16 protein-coding genes are annotated in these 13,821 nt (G+C 62.1%); 13 read left to right on the forward strand and 3 right to left on the reverse strand.

What is annotated here, in order from left to right; translation table 11 throughout:
• Positions 1-131: 131 nt before the first annotated feature.
• The 4 genes from coaA to AC50YM_RS04180 all read left to right on the forward strand — a co-directional run bounded on the left by coaA (position 132) and on the right by AC50YM_RS04180 (position 3,508).
• Entirely contained in the window at positions 132-1,097 is a 966-nt protein-coding gene (gene coaA / locus AC50YM_RS04165) for a type I pantothenate kinase (protein ID WP_494955737.1), read from the forward strand.
• A gap of 5 nt (positions 1,098-1,102) precedes the next feature.
• Positions 1,103-2,032 (forward strand): M15 family metallopeptidase, encoded by a 930-nt coding sequence (locus tag AC50YM_RS04170; protein WP_494955738.1) that lies wholly within the window; start codon positions 1,103-1,105, stop codon positions 2,030-2,032.
• Positions 2,033-2,129: 97 nt separating this feature from the next.
• Positions 2,130-2,534, forward strand: a complete 405-nt coding sequence (gene mscL, locus AC50YM_RS04175) for a large conductance mechanosensitive channel protein MscL (protein WP_494893032.1) — start codon at positions 2,130-2,132, stop codon at positions 2,532-2,534.
• Between the two features lie 311 nt (positions 2,535-2,845).
• Positions 2,846-3,508: a methyltransferase family protein gene (locus AC50YM_RS04180; protein WP_494955739.1), complete on the forward strand. Its 663-nt coding sequence runs from the start codon at positions 2,846-2,848 to the stop codon at positions 3,506-3,508.
• A gap of 178 nt (positions 3,509-3,686) precedes the next feature.
• Here AC50YM_RS04180 and glmM read toward each other — a convergent pair whose 3' ends face one another.
• From glmM to rplM, 3 genes are all read right to left on the reverse strand, one after another.
• Positions 3,687-5,048 carry a phosphoglucosamine mutase gene (gene glmM / locus AC50YM_RS04185; protein WP_494955740.1) on the reverse strand — a complete coding sequence of 454 codons (1,362 nt, stop codon included), beginning with the start codon at positions 5,046-5,048 and terminating at the stop codon, positions 3,687-3,689.
• 192 nt (positions 5,049-5,240) lie between these two features.
• Positions 5,241-5,747 (reverse strand): 30S ribosomal protein S9, encoded by a 507-nt coding sequence (gene rpsI / locus AC50YM_RS04190; protein WP_226760362.1) that lies wholly within the window; start codon positions 5,745-5,747, stop codon positions 5,241-5,243.
• Positions 5,748-5,783: 36 nt separating this feature from the next.
• Positions 5,784-6,227, reverse strand: a complete 444-nt coding sequence (gene rplM / locus AC50YM_RS04195; RefSeq protein ID WP_024367145.1) for a 50S ribosomal protein L13 — start codon at positions 6,225-6,227, stop codon at positions 5,784-5,786.
• Positions 6,228-6,520: 293 nt separating this feature from the next.
• Here rplM and AC50YM_RS04200 point away from each other — a divergent pair, with 293 nt between their 5' ends.
• From AC50YM_RS04200 to AC50YM_RS04240, 9 genes are all read left to right on the forward strand, one after another.
• Positions 6,521-7,186, forward strand: a complete 666-nt coding sequence (locus AC50YM_RS04200) for a prepilin peptidase (protein ID WP_494955741.1) — start codon at positions 6,521-6,523, stop codon at positions 7,184-7,186.
• A 269-nt stretch (positions 7,187-7,455) separates the two neighbouring features.
• The gene (locus AC50YM_RS04205) at positions 7,456-7,665 is read left to right on the forward strand and encodes a Flp family type IVb pilin (protein ID WP_494893023.1); all 210 of its coding nucleotides are present in this window, start codon (positions 7,456-7,458) and stop codon (positions 7,663-7,665) included.
• A gap of 136 nt (positions 7,666-7,801) precedes the next feature.
• Positions 7,802-8,005, forward strand: coding sequence for a Flp family type IVb pilin (locus AC50YM_RS04210; RefSeq protein WP_494955742.1), 204 nt, complete (start codon positions 7,802-7,804; stop codon positions 8,003-8,005).
• Entirely contained in the window at positions 8,005-8,427 is a 423-nt protein-coding gene (locus AC50YM_RS04215; RefSeq protein ID WP_494955794.1) for a TadE/TadG family type IV pilus assembly protein, read from the forward strand. The genes AC50YM_RS04210 and AC50YM_RS04215 overlap by 1 nt, the downstream gene beginning before the upstream one ends.
• Positions 8,424-9,434 (forward strand): pilus assembly protein TadG-related protein, encoded by a 1,011-nt coding sequence (locus AC50YM_RS04220; protein ID WP_494893019.1) that lies wholly within the window; start codon positions 8,424-8,426, stop codon positions 9,432-9,434. Before AC50YM_RS04215 ends, AC50YM_RS04220 begins: the two co-directional genes overlap by 4 nt.
• A 229-nt stretch (positions 9,435-9,663) precedes the next feature.
• A complete protein-coding gene (locus tag AC50YM_RS04225; RefSeq protein WP_494955743.1) occupies positions 9,664-10,242 on the forward strand; it encodes an RcpC/CpaB family pilus assembly protein in 579 nt (192 codons plus the stop codon).
• Positions 10,239-11,435, forward strand: coding sequence for a CpaE/TadZ family protein (locus AC50YM_RS04230; RefSeq protein ID WP_494893015.1), 1,197 nt, complete (start codon positions 10,239-10,241; stop codon positions 11,433-11,435). The genes AC50YM_RS04225 and AC50YM_RS04230 overlap by 4 nt, the downstream gene beginning before the upstream one ends.
• Positions 11,432-12,868 (forward strand): TadA family conjugal transfer-associated ATPase, encoded by a 1,437-nt coding sequence (locus tag AC50YM_RS04235; protein ID WP_494955744.1) that lies wholly within the window; start codon positions 11,432-11,434, stop codon positions 12,866-12,868. Before AC50YM_RS04230 ends, AC50YM_RS04235 begins: the two co-directional genes overlap by 4 nt.
• Positions 12,865-13,812: a type II secretion system F family protein gene (locus tag AC50YM_RS04240; RefSeq protein ID WP_494955745.1), complete on the forward strand. Its 948-nt coding sequence runs from the start codon at positions 12,865-12,867 to the stop codon at positions 13,810-13,812. Before AC50YM_RS04235 ends, AC50YM_RS04240 begins: the two co-directional genes overlap by 4 nt.
• The last annotated feature ends 9 nt before the right edge of the window (positions 13,813-13,821 follow it).

Genomic DNA, 13,821 nt, shown 5'->3' on the forward strand with positions numbered 1-13,821 from the left:
GACTCAAGCCTAACGGTTTCCCGGACGGCAGACGTAGGATGAACGGCCGCAAGACGCCGTTCCCCGCCCGGACACGGCAGTCCCGGAGTCCCCATTTCGCTCTCGGCCCAGCGGAGGGCAGAATCTCTAGGGTGACTTTGCAACGCAATGAAGCGAACGGCGACGGCGGCTCCCCGTTCGTGGAGCTGGACCGGCAGACCTGGTCCCGGCTCGCTGCCCAAATGGAGCAGCCGCTCAACCAGGAGGACGTGATCCGGCTCCGCGGCCTCGGCGATCCGCTGGATATGAGGGAAGTCCGCGAGGTCTACCTGCCGCTGTCCCGGCTGCTGCACCTGTATGTCGAGGCGGCCGGCCAGCTCCACGCGGCAACCACCACCTTCCTGGGCGAGCAGACCCAGCGCACCCCGTTTGTCATCGGCGTCGCCGGATCGGTGGCCGTGGGGAAGTCGACCATCGCCCGCGTGCTCCGCGAGATGCTCCGCCGCTGGCCCGGCACCCCGAATGTTGAGCTCATCACCACGGACGGATTCCTGTACCCGCTGGCGGAACTCAAGCGGCGGCAACTGCTCGAGCGCAAGGGCTTCCCGGAATCCTACGACCGGCGCGCCCTGCTCCGCTTCGTCAGCGAGGTCAAGGGCGGCGCCGAGGAGGTCCGGGCGCCCTGGTACTCCCACGTCACCTATGACATCGTCCCCGGCAAGGAAGTGGTGGTGCGCCGGCCCGACGTGCTGATCGTCGAGGGCCTGAACGTCCTGGCGCCGGCCCGGCCGCGGCATGACGGCCGGCAGGGCCTGGCCGTGAGTGACTTCTTCGACTTTTCCATCTATGTCGACGCCAAAACGTCCTACATCGAGGAGTGGTACGTGGACCGCTTCCGCAAGCTGCGGACCACCGCGTTCGCGCAGCCGGAGTCCTACTTCCACCGCTACGCCACACTCTCGGATACTGAGGCCGAGGAGACCGCCCGCGAGATCTGGAAGCGCATCAACGAACCAAACCTCGAGGAGAACGTGCTCCCCACCCGCGGCCGCGCGCAACTGGTCCTCACAAAGGACGCCGACCATTCCATCCGCCGCATGCTGCTCCGCAAGGTCTAGCACAGGTGTGCTACAACGTTTCTGCGAAGACGCCGGCCGCGCCGGAATCCGGTCCCGGTCCGAAGTCCGATCCGGGCATGCCGGGCCGGCGGGCCTTCAGCCGCCTGCTGCTGGCGGGAACCGGCCTCGCGGCGCTGACCGCCTGCACCCCCGAAGCTGCCACGCCGCCGTCGTCGGCGTCTGTCTCAGCGACAACGACGACGGCGGGAGGCATCACGACGCGGTCGGCAACAGCCGGCGCCACGTCGTCCGCTGAGCCCCTGCCGGACAGTCCCGCCGCACCGGCACCGGGGACCACTCCGCCGGCCCCGGCGCCCTCGCCCGCCGCGCCCCGGCACTCGGTCACCGATCCGGCGAGCCCGTGGGTCATCGTAAACAAACACCGGCCGCTCTCCCCCGCCACGTATCGGCCGGCCGACCTGGTCCAGCCACGCGTGCGCCTCGCCACCTCCGGCGAAGCCGCACTGCTCAACAGCACGACGGCGGCCGCGGCGGAGCAAATGTTCACCGCCGCGGCCGGGGCCGGCGTCATCATGACGCTGGCGAGCGGCTACCGGTCCTATGCGACGCAGACGGCAACCTACAACAGCTATGTGTCCTCGCGCGGGCAGGCAGAAGCGGACACCGCCTCGGCCCGGCCCGGCTACTCCGAGCACCAGACCGGCTGGTCCTTCGACCTGGGCGACGGCAGCGGGGCCTGCAGCTTCCAGCCCTGCTTCGCCGATCAGCCGGCAGCAGTCTGGGCCAGGAACAACGCCCACCGGTTCGGCTTTGTGGTGCGCTACCCGTGGATGCTCCACCCGGTCACCGGCTACTACTACGAGCCATGGCACCTGCGCTACGTCGGGGTGGAAACGGCGACCGCGATGAACACCCGGGGCGTTGCGACCCTCGAGGAGTACTTCGGCCTCGAAGCGGCACCGGCCTACGTGTAGGGCTTTTTGTCTGAGTAGCTCCCGCCGGACCGACACGGAACAGAAAACGTACCTCGGCGACACGGCGTGTTCACACTGCCTGTCTAACGTTGGGATCATGCTGACAGGATTCAAAAACTTCATTCTCAAGGGCAACGTCGTAGACCTTGCCGTCGCAGTCGTCATCGGCGCCGCTTTTGGCGCCGTGGTAACGGCCCTAGTCCAGAGCGTGCTCATGCCGTTCATCGCAGGGGTGGTTGGTTCGCCCAACTTCGACAGCTTCGCGCTCGTCACCCTGAACGGAAACGACATCAAGTTCGGAGTGTTGCTGACGGCCATCGTCAACTTCCTCCTCGTCGCGGCCTCGATCTACTTCGTCGTCGTCGTCCCCATGAACCACATGATCGAACGGCGCAACCGCCGCCTCGGCATCGACCCGAGCGTCAAGGAAGAGGCAGCCGAGGATCCGCAGATCGCGCTCCTTACCGAAATCCGCGACTCCTTGCAGCAGCGCCAGCTGTAGTCCCAGGACGAACCGAGCTTCACCATACCGATTAACCACCGAATGGCCCGCCTCTCGAGGCGGGCCATTCGGTGGTTAAGGTGTAATCGCAATTCATATGCTGCCGTCGCGTGATCGGCGACGACGACTCGGTTACAGCACTTATGTGCACTACAACATCCGGCTCCGCTCGGCGTTAAGGCGCGTCTCGCCCTAATAAGTCCAGGAGACCTATTAGGCTCAATGCACCGCCACGCCAACCGGGGAAGCCGCGGAATAACGACGGCGGATTTCCCTGGATGGTCTGCAACTCTCTGGAAGGCTACTTTTCGATGAAACTTCGCGCGCAGTTGAGGTCAATTGACGTTGAACGGGTGATTCTGGTCCCGGTCATGGCACTTTTGTTGTTGTCGGCGATATTTGCATTATTTTCGGGTGGGAATCGCGCATCGTCTTCCACCCTCGTCGCTGCGTTGTACGTGGGCTACCAGGTGCTGTTGACCCTCTTTTACGTCCTGTTGGTCTTCTTCCTTCTCACGAGGAACCCTGCAAGTGCCCGGAGCGGTCGGATTGCGCCCACCGTCGCCGCCTACGTGGGGACTTTCCTGCCTTTCCTCTTTGCGTTTGGTGGTGGTTCAGAAGTTTCCGAGGGATTAGCTTTTTTTGCGGTGGGGCTGATGGTTGTGGGGATGTCGTTCACTGTCTACTCCCTGTTCACGCTGGGTAAGAGTTTCGGCGTGGAGGCCCAGGTGAGAACTCTGGTGCAGCACGGTCCTTACCGGCTCATCCGTAACCCACTCTACGTCGGAGAGATGGCGACTCTGACCGGCGCAGTATGCTTCGATCCGACGGTGTTGAACACAGCAATTCTCTTGGCACTGGGCGCAATCCAGGCATACCGAGCAGTCCAGGAGGAGTTGCTACTGGAGGATAACTTGCCCGAATATGCAGCTTACAAGCTACGAACTAAGAGATTTGTTCCCGGCCTGTTCTAACCCTGCCGCCACCGGCTGCATGTACCGGCACCCGCACTTGCGCACAACCGTCGCCGTCCCATCCCCGAGCGTTCCCATACAAGGAGCTCTCCCTATGGCCAGCTTCCCCGTGAGCGCCCACAATCAGCACCCCCCGTCTCGCACTGCTGTCGAGTTGCTGATTGTGCGTTGAGCGCCGTCAGTCCGCGACGAGCTCCAGGGCCAGCTCGGTCCGGACCACCTGCGCCAGGCGTTCCGCGACGGCCTGGGCGGTCTCTGGGGAGGCCGCCTCAACCATGACGCGCACAACCGGTTCGGTGCCGGAGGGGCGCAGTAGCACCCGGCCGGTGTCGCCGAGCTCGGCCTCGGCGAGGGCCACGGCGGCCTCCAGGGCAGCATCGCCCTTGACCCGGGTGCGGTCCACGCCCTTGACGTTGATCAGGACCTGCGGGAGTTTGGTCATCACCGTGGCCAGATCCTTGAGGGACCGGCCCGTGAGTGCCACCTGGGCGGCAATCTGCAGTCCGGTGAGGACGCCGTCACCCGTGGTGGCGTAATCGGCGAAAATCACGTGGCCGGACTGCTCGCCGCCGAGGTTGAAGCCGCCTTCGCGCATTTCTTCGAGGACGTAGCGGTCCCCGACGCCGGTTTCACGCAGGCCGATGCCGGCCTCGCGGAGGGCAATCTTGAGTCCGAGGTTGCTCATCACGGTTGCCACCAGGACGTCGTCCTTGAGCTTGCCTGAGGCCTTCAGCGCCACGGCGAGGATCGCCATGATCTCGTCGCCGTCGACCTCGCCTCCCTCGTGGTCCACGGCCAGGCAGCGGTCGGCGTCGCCGTCGTGGGCAATCCCCAGATCGGCGCCGTACGCCAGGACGGCCTGCTTCAGCGGACCCAGGTGGGTGGAGCCGACGCCATCGTTGATATTGAGGCCATCCGGTTCGGCACCGATGACGATCACTTCGGCACCCGCGTCCTTGAAAACCTGCGGGGAACACCCGCTGGCCGCGCCGTGGGCGCAGTCCAGCACCACCTTGATTCCATCCAGGCGGTGCGGGAGGGTGCCGAGCAGGTGGACTATGTAGCGGTCCTCGGCGTCGGAGAAGCGCTGGATCCGGCCGACGTCAGCACCGACCGGGCGGCGCGGCTCTTTGCCGAGCTGCTCCTCGATGGCGTTTTCGACCGAGTCGGGGAGCTTCTGGCCGCCGGTGGCAAAGAACTTGATGCCGTTATCCGGGGCGGGGTTGTGCGAGGCCGAGATCATCACGCCGAAGTCCGCGTCCAGGTCGGCCACCAGGTAGGCCGCCGCCGGGGTGGGCAGTACGCCGGCATCATAAACGTCGATCCCGGAACTCGACAGCCCGGCGATCACGGCCGCAGCGATGAACTCACCGCTTGCGCGGGGGTCCCGGGCCACCACGGCGCGCGGCCGTGTTCCGTCGGTATTGCGGTCATGGCCGAGCACGACGGCGGCGGCCTGGGCCAGCTGCAACGCCAGTTCGGCTGTGAGCAGGCCGTTAGCCAAACCCCGGACACCATCTGTTCCAAATAATCTAGACATCAGGTCAAGTTTAGACGATGAGGGCGCCGCCGCCGGTCCCGGGACCGCTCCCCCGGTTCGCGGCGCCACCCCGTGACCAGCATTTCCGCTGGTCATTGGCTGGATACTGGCTGGTTAAACGGCGAAAGCCCGCCCCGCCATAAAGGCGGAACGGGCTTTCGTTGCAAGCGCCAGGTGCGCTTGGAAGCGGGTTTAGCGCTTGGAGTACTGCTGAGCCTTACGGGCCTTCTTGAGACCGGCCTTCTTGCGCTCGATGACGCGGGCGTCACGACGCAGGTAACCGGCCTTCTTCAGGGTGGCGCGGTTGTTCTCGGTGTCGATTTCGTTCAGTGAACGGGCGATGCCGAGGCGCAGGGCGCCGGCCTGGCCGGAGATGCCACCACCGTGGATGCGGGCGATAACGTCGTAGGCGCCATCAAGATCGAGGATCTTGAAGGGCTCGTTGACGTCCTGCTGGTGCAGCTTGTTCGGGAAGTAGTTCGCCAGCTCGCGGCCGTTGATGGTCCACTTGCCGGTGCCGGGCACGATGCGAACGCGTGCGACGGCTTCCTTGCGACGGCCAACTGCTGCGCCGGCAACCGTGAGGGCCGGGCGTTCCTTCTTGGGCGCTTCTGCTTCCGCAGGACCGCTTTCCGAGGTGTAGCTGGTCAGGTTTTCCTCAGCCACAACGGCCTCGGTGGTCTCTTCGTTCTGAGCCACGATTCTCCTTGATTAAAAGTTTGTTGGTGGCCAGGACTACTGGGCGACCTGGGTGATTTCGTATGTCTTGGGCTGCTGGGCGGCGTGGGGGTGCTCGGCACCCTTGTAAACCTTCAGCTTGCCCAGCTGCTGTGCAGCGAGGGAGTTCTTCGGGAGCATGCCCTTGATGGCCTTCTCCACGGCGCGGACCGGGTTGGATTCCAGCAGCTCCGCGTAGGTGACGGAGGTCAGGCCGCCCGGGTAACCGGAGTGGCGGTATGCGCGCTTCTGCTCCAGCTTGGCGCCGGTGAGGGCAACCTTTTCAGCGTTGATGATGATGACGAAGTCGCCCATGTCCATGTGGGACGCAAAGGTGGCCTTGTGCTTGCCGCGCAGCAGGATTGCGGTCTGGCTCGCGAGACGACCAAGGACAACGTCTGTGGCGTCAATGACGTGCCACTGGCGGTTGATATCGCCGGGCTTCGGGGTGTACGTACGCACGGTGTTTGCCTCGTTCTTGTTCTGGCGTTCTTGTTTTAGGCGTCACTCGAAGGTGCACCTACTATCTATGCGCTACCGGAACAGAGGTGAGGGCTCTATGTAACCAGTCATCCTGAAGTCTCGAATGTGCACGCTGGGTAGTTATCCTGCAACCGGATTCCAAGCGGGCACGCATCATCGAGAAGGACACGCACAACGACTACCAATAATAGCGGATGACGTGTCACTGGGTCAAAATGGGGTGTCCGGATGCATTCTGCCCGCCCCCGGCCCGTCGCATACCTGGAGGAACCGTGCTCGACATCGCCGCCGAAGGCTCCGTATCGCCGCTGTTCATTGCCGGCGTGGGCTGCGCCGGCGCGTGCCTGGGACTTGTGGCGGATGCCCTGGTTCGGCGCGTGCTCCCCCAGCTGGCCGGCAATGCCACCACCAGGCTGAGGATCACGACGGCGGCGGTCACCCTTGTCCTGTCGACCCTGCTGGCCTGGCGCTTCGGTTTTACAGTAGAACTTCCCGCCTATATATTGCTGGGCATTTTCGCCGTTCCGCTGGCCCGGATCGATATTGTGCACCATTTGCTGCCGAATCGGCTCGTTGGGCCCTTGCTTGGGGCCGGCCTGGCGCTACTGGCGGTCGCCGCTCTCGCCCAAGGAACCCCGGGTGACCTGATTCGCGGACTCGCAGGGTCCGCAATATTGTTCGCTTCTTACTTAATTCTTGCCCTGACCAGTAGAAACGGCCTCGGAATGGGCGACGTGAAGCTCGCCGCACCACTTGGACTGTACTTAGGCTACCTAGGTTGGTCGCAGGTGTTTTACGGAGGGGCGCTTGCCTTCGTTGCGGGCGGCCTGGCCTCAGTCTTCCTGGTCCTGAAAAACCGCGAAAACAAGCCAAAAGAGGTTGCCTACGGCCCCTCGATGTTGGCGGCCGGACTGGCTATCATCCTGCTTCTTCCGTAACTCCAGTAACTGCGGCATCTCTGCTCCCATTGGTAAGCAAGCGCATCAATACGAGTAGTGCGCCCCACTAGTTATCAAAAAACTGAGTACACCCCAGGGTAGTCACACGTAGCACCCCCTTTTCCGCGCCAAAAACTCGGGTATTCCGATTCATTGCTGCGCCCTTAATCGCCATGCAATTGTTGTCCCAACGGAACTCCGAGGGTTAGCAGCAAGAGATTAGCTGGAATTCCGTTACTCACTCAAAACTCTGGAAAAGGAACTCTAAAATGACTGGTCTCATGGTTTCAATGCTCGCTTTTGTCGCCGGCGTCAAGAACAAGATGGAATCCGAAAAGGGCGCCACCGCCGTTGAATACGGCCTCATGGTCGCCCTCATCGCCGTCGCCATCATCGGCACAGTTACCCTCCTGGGTGGCCAGCTGAACACGCTCTTCACGCAGGTCACGGCCGGCCTCACCCGTCCCGCAGCAGGCTAAGGCGACACTCGCATCGAACGCCCGGGGGCGGGGCGGCGGCAGTTCGGGCGACAAGTCCACTGCCAACGCACTCGCCCCTGGGCTTCATTCGTCTGCGCATGCGCAGGTTTCCAGGTCTCAAGGTTCAGGAGGGGTCGTGAACGGTCTCAAATCCAAAGCGAGAGTTATTACATCACGAGTGATGGACGTTTGCTGTTCGGTGCGTTCGCGTCAAAGTGGTGCTACCGCAGTCGAGTACGCACTTATGGTCGGCTTCATTGCCACCGTCATCGTGCTTGCGGTCGGCTTGCTCGGGCAACAGCTTATTCCCGGCTTCCAGGCCGCGACGGCCGGCCTGTGATGAAACCCCGGGTCAAGCCGCACGGATCCAAGAAGCCCAAGGAGTTGGGTGCTGTCGCTGTTGAGTTCGCCCTGATTCTCCCCATCTTCCTGGCACTAATTCTGGGAGTCGTGGAATTCGGGCGCGCCTTCAGCATCCAGGTTTCCATGGCAGAGGGCGCCCGCGAAGCCGCCCGATATATGGCGATCCATTACAAGGATGCAGACGCCCTGGGTGCCGCCCAACAAAAGGCAATAAACGCGGCGCCCATTGCCGATTTGCAGCCTGGCGAGATCACCATCAGTGCCTGTGGGCCGAACCGGGACGCCGTCGTCTTGATCCAGGCCAACACGGCCTACTTGACCGGACTTCCAACGCTGCTTCCCTTTCTACCGGACTTCATGAGCATTTCAGCAAAAGGGGTAATGCGATGCGGGGGATGACCAGAACGCCGGCAGACGTCGTCGACAACGAAAACGAGCTAGGCGTGATTGCGCCGCTCGCCGCCATTCTCATGGTTGCCCTTCTGGGCTTCGGAGCTCTTGCCGTCGACGTGGGCGCAATGTACTCGGAGAAGACACAGCTACAGAACGGCGCGGACTCCGCGGCGCTCGCAATCGCTCAGGCCTGCGAAAAAGTCTCTTCTACAGCGCCCTGCGCTGCAGATCAAAAAGTTCAGGCTGCGCCGTTCGCCAACGGCAATGCTTTGGACGGTTCGAGCAACGTTGTTTCGGCGATTGTCACGACAACGGGGACCACCGGCACCGTGGACGTCACAACCGAGACACCGGCCGGCGCGGGCGGGGAGCACTTCTCTCTTTATCTGGCCCGGGTGCTGGGCATCAACTCCGTGGAGATCCGCGCGGCGGCCCAGGCACGGTGGTTCTATCCGACCAAGGGGCGTTCAATTCTGCCACTTGTGTTCGCAGCCTGCGAATTCAAGGAGGATGGTCTCCCGCACAAAATCCTGACCCAGGGCGGAGGTCATGGAGCCATAGATTGCAACGGCAGGAACCCATCGAATCAGATAATCCCCGGAGGCTTTGCGTGGTTAAACCCCGACAACAATGTCGGGTGCAACGTCACGGCCACAATTGGTGAGTGGAGCCGAACCAGTACGGGCGCTTCAATTCCGACCGGCTGCGATTCTTTGTTCAGTTCCCCCCTGCTGGGGCAGACAGTAGCGCTGCCCGTCTATGAATACACGTGTAAGGACGTCTTGAATCCGTGCACGGGCAACAACGTCAAATACAAGATCCTGAAATGGGCCGGATTCAAAGTCCTGGGTTGGAATTTTCCGGGAAATGTTGCCGGACCGACGGGTGTTTTCGGCCCCGGCGAAAACGGGCTCTACGGGACGTTTGTCGGGTACTCGGCTGATCCAGGGCTTTTCACTGGTAGCTCGCCCACTCCAACGGGCAACGTTTTTGTCGTCGAACTCACGAATTGATCCACTTACGAATACGAATTAATCCACTCATTAAGGGGACTGCAAATTGAAAACACGCCTACTGGGAGGCATCGTCGCATTTGTGCTGGCAATAGTTGGCACGGTCTTATTGGTCTCATACGTTTCAGCATCGGAGGCGAGGGCCCAAAAGGACCTGCAGCCGGTCGACGTACTCGTGGTTCAACAACAGGTTGCCAAGGGCGCTGATCTCGAAGCGGTTAGGAGCGCAGTGAAGCTGACTTCGCTCCCTTCGGCCTCGGTGCCCAACGGCGCCCTAAAGAGCCTGGAGGGCCTCAACGGGAAGGTCGCCGCAGTCGATCTGCTGCCCGGCGAAGCGCTCCTCGGGGCCCGGCTGGCCGATCTTGAGAGCCTGTCCGCGCCAGGCTCTGTACCGGTTCCGGACGGAATGCAGGAGATTTCGGTTCAGCTGGAGGCCCAGCGGGTGGTCGGCGGGCGTATCGCAGCAGGCGACACCGTGGGCGTTGTCGTCCTCTTTGACAAGGGAGCCGTGAAGGACGCCCCGGATGTCGAGTCCGGGCAGCAGATCTTTCACAAAGTACTGGTGACGAGCGTGCAGCGTTCGCTGGCGAAGACTGCCGCAACGGCCCCCGGTGGGGCCACTGCTGAGGAGCAAGCCAACACGGAATTGCCCACCGGACAGTTGATCGTAACTTTCGCCCGGAACGATGCCGATGCCGCGAAAATCGCGTTCGGGGCCAACTTCGGAAGCCTGTGGCTGACGAAAGAACCCTCGTCCGCTACTGAAGGCGCCCCGCTGATCGTCAAGAAGCCGGAGTTGTACCGATGAGCAGGTTCGTAGCCATCACAGCAGACCCGGATTTCGAAGCCCGGGCCAGGCAGGCGGCTTCCCGCCTTCGCGGAACATTTCACGGAATCGTAGCCAACTTCCTGCCGCCTGGGCCGGACGACGTCCTGCGGATGCTCTCGGGCGATCTCGTCGAAGTGATTCTGCTGGGACCGGGCCTCCCGGTGGATGACTCCCTTAGGCTCGCCAGTCTCTTCGACCTCCAGTACCCCGAGATCAGCGTGGTGCTGGTGACCGATAGCGATCCCAGTGTTGCACTGCCCGCGATGCGGGCAGGAATCAGGGACCTCCTGGAACCCGGCGCCGACGTAGACGCCATACACATCATGCTGGAACGCGCCAGCCTCGCGGCTGCCGGACGCAGGCGTGGCCTCGGGAACAGCGTTGAACCGTTGGCCGGAAACGGAAGAATCATCGCCGTCATGTCGCCAAAGGGTGGCGTGGGAAAAACGACCGTGACCACAAACGTCGCGGTTGGACTCGCAAAAATAGCTCCTATGGGCGTCGTGGTGGTCGATCTGGACCTGCAATTTGGCGACGTAGCCTCCGGGCTCATGCTTGAGCCGGAGAAGACGATCGCGGACGCCGTAAAAGGGGCGGCCGCGGGCGACAGCTTGGTTCTCAAGTCATACCTCACGCTGCATCCATCAGGTATCTACGCACTGTGCGCACCCCTCAATCCGATAGAGGCCGATCAGATAACCGGAGAGCAGGTCTCTAGGTTACTAGTCCAGCTAGCGAGCGAATTCAAATACGTTGTGGTGGACACCGCACCAGGGCTCGGGGAGCATGTTCTCGCGACTCTCGAGCAAGCCACAGACGGCCTGTGGGTCTGCGGTATGGACATACCGAGCATTAAGGGCCTCCGGACAGGATTCGGACTCCTTACGGAGCTAGGCCTGCTACCCCCGAACCGGCATGTGGTTCTTAACTTTGGTGATCGCCGAAGCGGACTGACCCTAAAGGATGTCGAGGCAACCATTGGATGCCCGGTGGATGTGGTGCTCCCTCGGTCACATGCCGTGCCGTATTCCACCAACAAGGGCGTCCCGCTGCTACAGGAGGCGTCCAGGGATGCCGTGGCAAAGGGACTGCGTCAGCTCGTCGAGCGGTTTGACCCGAACTGGGAGCAACGGCCTCACAAGAAACTTCACCGAAGGGCGGTAGTCCAATGACACTCGCAGATCGCTTTGAAGCCGTCCGCGGCCAGGACGGCAAGACTCCAGCATCCTCTCGAACTGAGATCCCGTGGGCAGCGACGGCTCCGAACGAGTCCGCCTGGCATGAACCAACCACCAAAGATCACAGCGCTGAAGCCAACGACGCCTTGTCGGCGGTCAAGGAACGCGCCGGCGCTGCGCTCTATGAGCGCATGGGCAGCCGGATCACGGATTCCTCACTGGACGAGGCTGAGTTGCACGACTACGCCAAAGGCGAACTGCGCACCATCATCGAAGAGGATGAGATTCCGTTGTCCTCCGGCGAACGGCAACGCCTGGTTCAGGAAATCCTCGATGATGTCATCGGCCTCGGCCCCCTGCAGAAATTCCTTGCCGATGACGCAGTGACGGAAGTAATGGTCAACGGACCGGAGAAAATCTATGTGGAACGCGCCGGCAAACTCTTTCTGACCGGCTCCCGCTTCACGTCCGAGGAACACTTGCGCCGGATTATCGAGCGGATTGTCACCAAGGTCGGCAGAAGAATCGACGAATCTTCTCCGCTCGTTGACGCTCGTTTGTCCGACGGTTCGCGTGTCAACGCCATCATCCCTCCGCTGGCCGTTAGCGGATCATCGCTGACCATCCGAAAATTCGGCCGGGTGCCGCTGACAGTCAACGATCTCATCGGCTTTGGCACCATCTCCCCGGAGATCGCCGAACTGCTGAATGCCTGCGTGCACGCCCGGCTCAACATCATCGTCTCCGGCGGCACCGGGACAGGCAAGACGACCTTGCTCAATGTCTTGTCCTCGTTCATTCCCGCTGATGAGCGTATCGTCACCATCGAGGACGCCGTCGAGCTTCAGCTGCAGCAGGAACATGTTGTCAGGCTCGAAAGCAGGCCGAGGAACATCGAAGGCAAGGGCGAGATAAGCATCCGCGATCTCGTCCGGAACTCACTGCGCATGCGCCCGGACAGGATCGTCATTGGCGAAGTCCGCGGCGGCGAGACGCTGGACATGCTGCAGGCCATGAACACCGGCCACGACGGTTCGATCTCAACCGTGCACGCAAACACCCCGCGCGACGCCATCGCGAGACTCGAGACCTTGGTCCTCATGGCTGGTATGGATCTTCCACTCCGCGCCATTCGCGAGCAGATCGCCTCGGCAGTCAACCTGATTGTGCACATTTCGCGCCTGCGGGACGGAACCAGACGAGTCACCCACGTCACGGAAGTCCAAGGGATGGAAGGGGACGTCGTCACGCTTCAGGACGCCTTCACTTTCGACTACAGCGCGGGGATGGACGCGAACGGCCGCTTCGTCGGACGACCGATTCCCACCGGGGTCAGACCACGCTTCGTTGATCACTTCGCGGAACTGGGAATCGCACTTTCGCCGGCCGTCTTCGGGAATTCGCCGATTGGCGGTGGTTACCGGTGACCGCCGACAGCCCTCTTTTGTTGCTTCTTGGTGTCCTCCTTTGCTTTGCCGCATTGGTGTTCCTCCTCGTTGTGACACTTCGTGGGCGTGAATCCGACATCGATGTTTCGCGCAGAAGGCCTGGGGTTGCCGAGCAACCGTCGGTCCTCACCCGGGTTGCGGCATCTGCATCTTCCTTTGTCGACCAAAAGGTCAGCAAGAACGCCAGCTTCGGCTCCGCCAACTCGTTGGAGGAAGCGGGGCTGCGCATTCGCCAAGCAGACTACATTCTCCTGCTCGGATGTATCGCCATCACGTCGGGCATCATCGGATTTGTGCTGGCCGGGCCGGGACTGGCTCTGCTATTCGTGCTATTGACGCCCATCGGCGGCATGCTGTTCCTGAACATTATGGCCAGCAACCGGCGAGCGAAGTTCGAATCGCAGCTTGGCGACACCCTGCAGATGCTTTCCGGCGGGCTGCGGGCAGGTCACAGTCTGCTTCGAGCCGTGGACGCGGTCTCGCAGGAGTCAGACGCGCCGACTTCGGAGGAATTCGCGCGTCTAGTGAACGAGACCAGGCTGGGACGAGACCTGAAGGAATCCATGGCCGACTCAGCGCGACGAATGCGGAGCGAGGATTTCGACTGGACCGCGCAGGCCATCGAAATCCACCGCGAAGTCGGCGGCGACTTGGCTGAGGTACTGGACCATGTGGGAGAGACCATCCGCGAACGGATGCAGATCAAGGGTCAAGTGAAATCCCTTAGTGCCGAGGGCAAGTTGTCAGCCTATATCCTCATCGCGTTGCCCGTCGGGATCTTTTTGTTCCTGAGTTTCTCAAATCCGGGCTACCTCGGCGTTCTATACACCAACGTGCTGGGCTGGGTCATGCTCGGGTTTGCCGTTGTACTTCTGGCTCTCGGGTCCTTCTGGCTCAGCCGTGTCGTCAAGATTAAGTTCTAGGGGGAACAA

The organism is Pseudarthrobacter sp. RHLT1-30-1, from assembly GCF_059383415.1.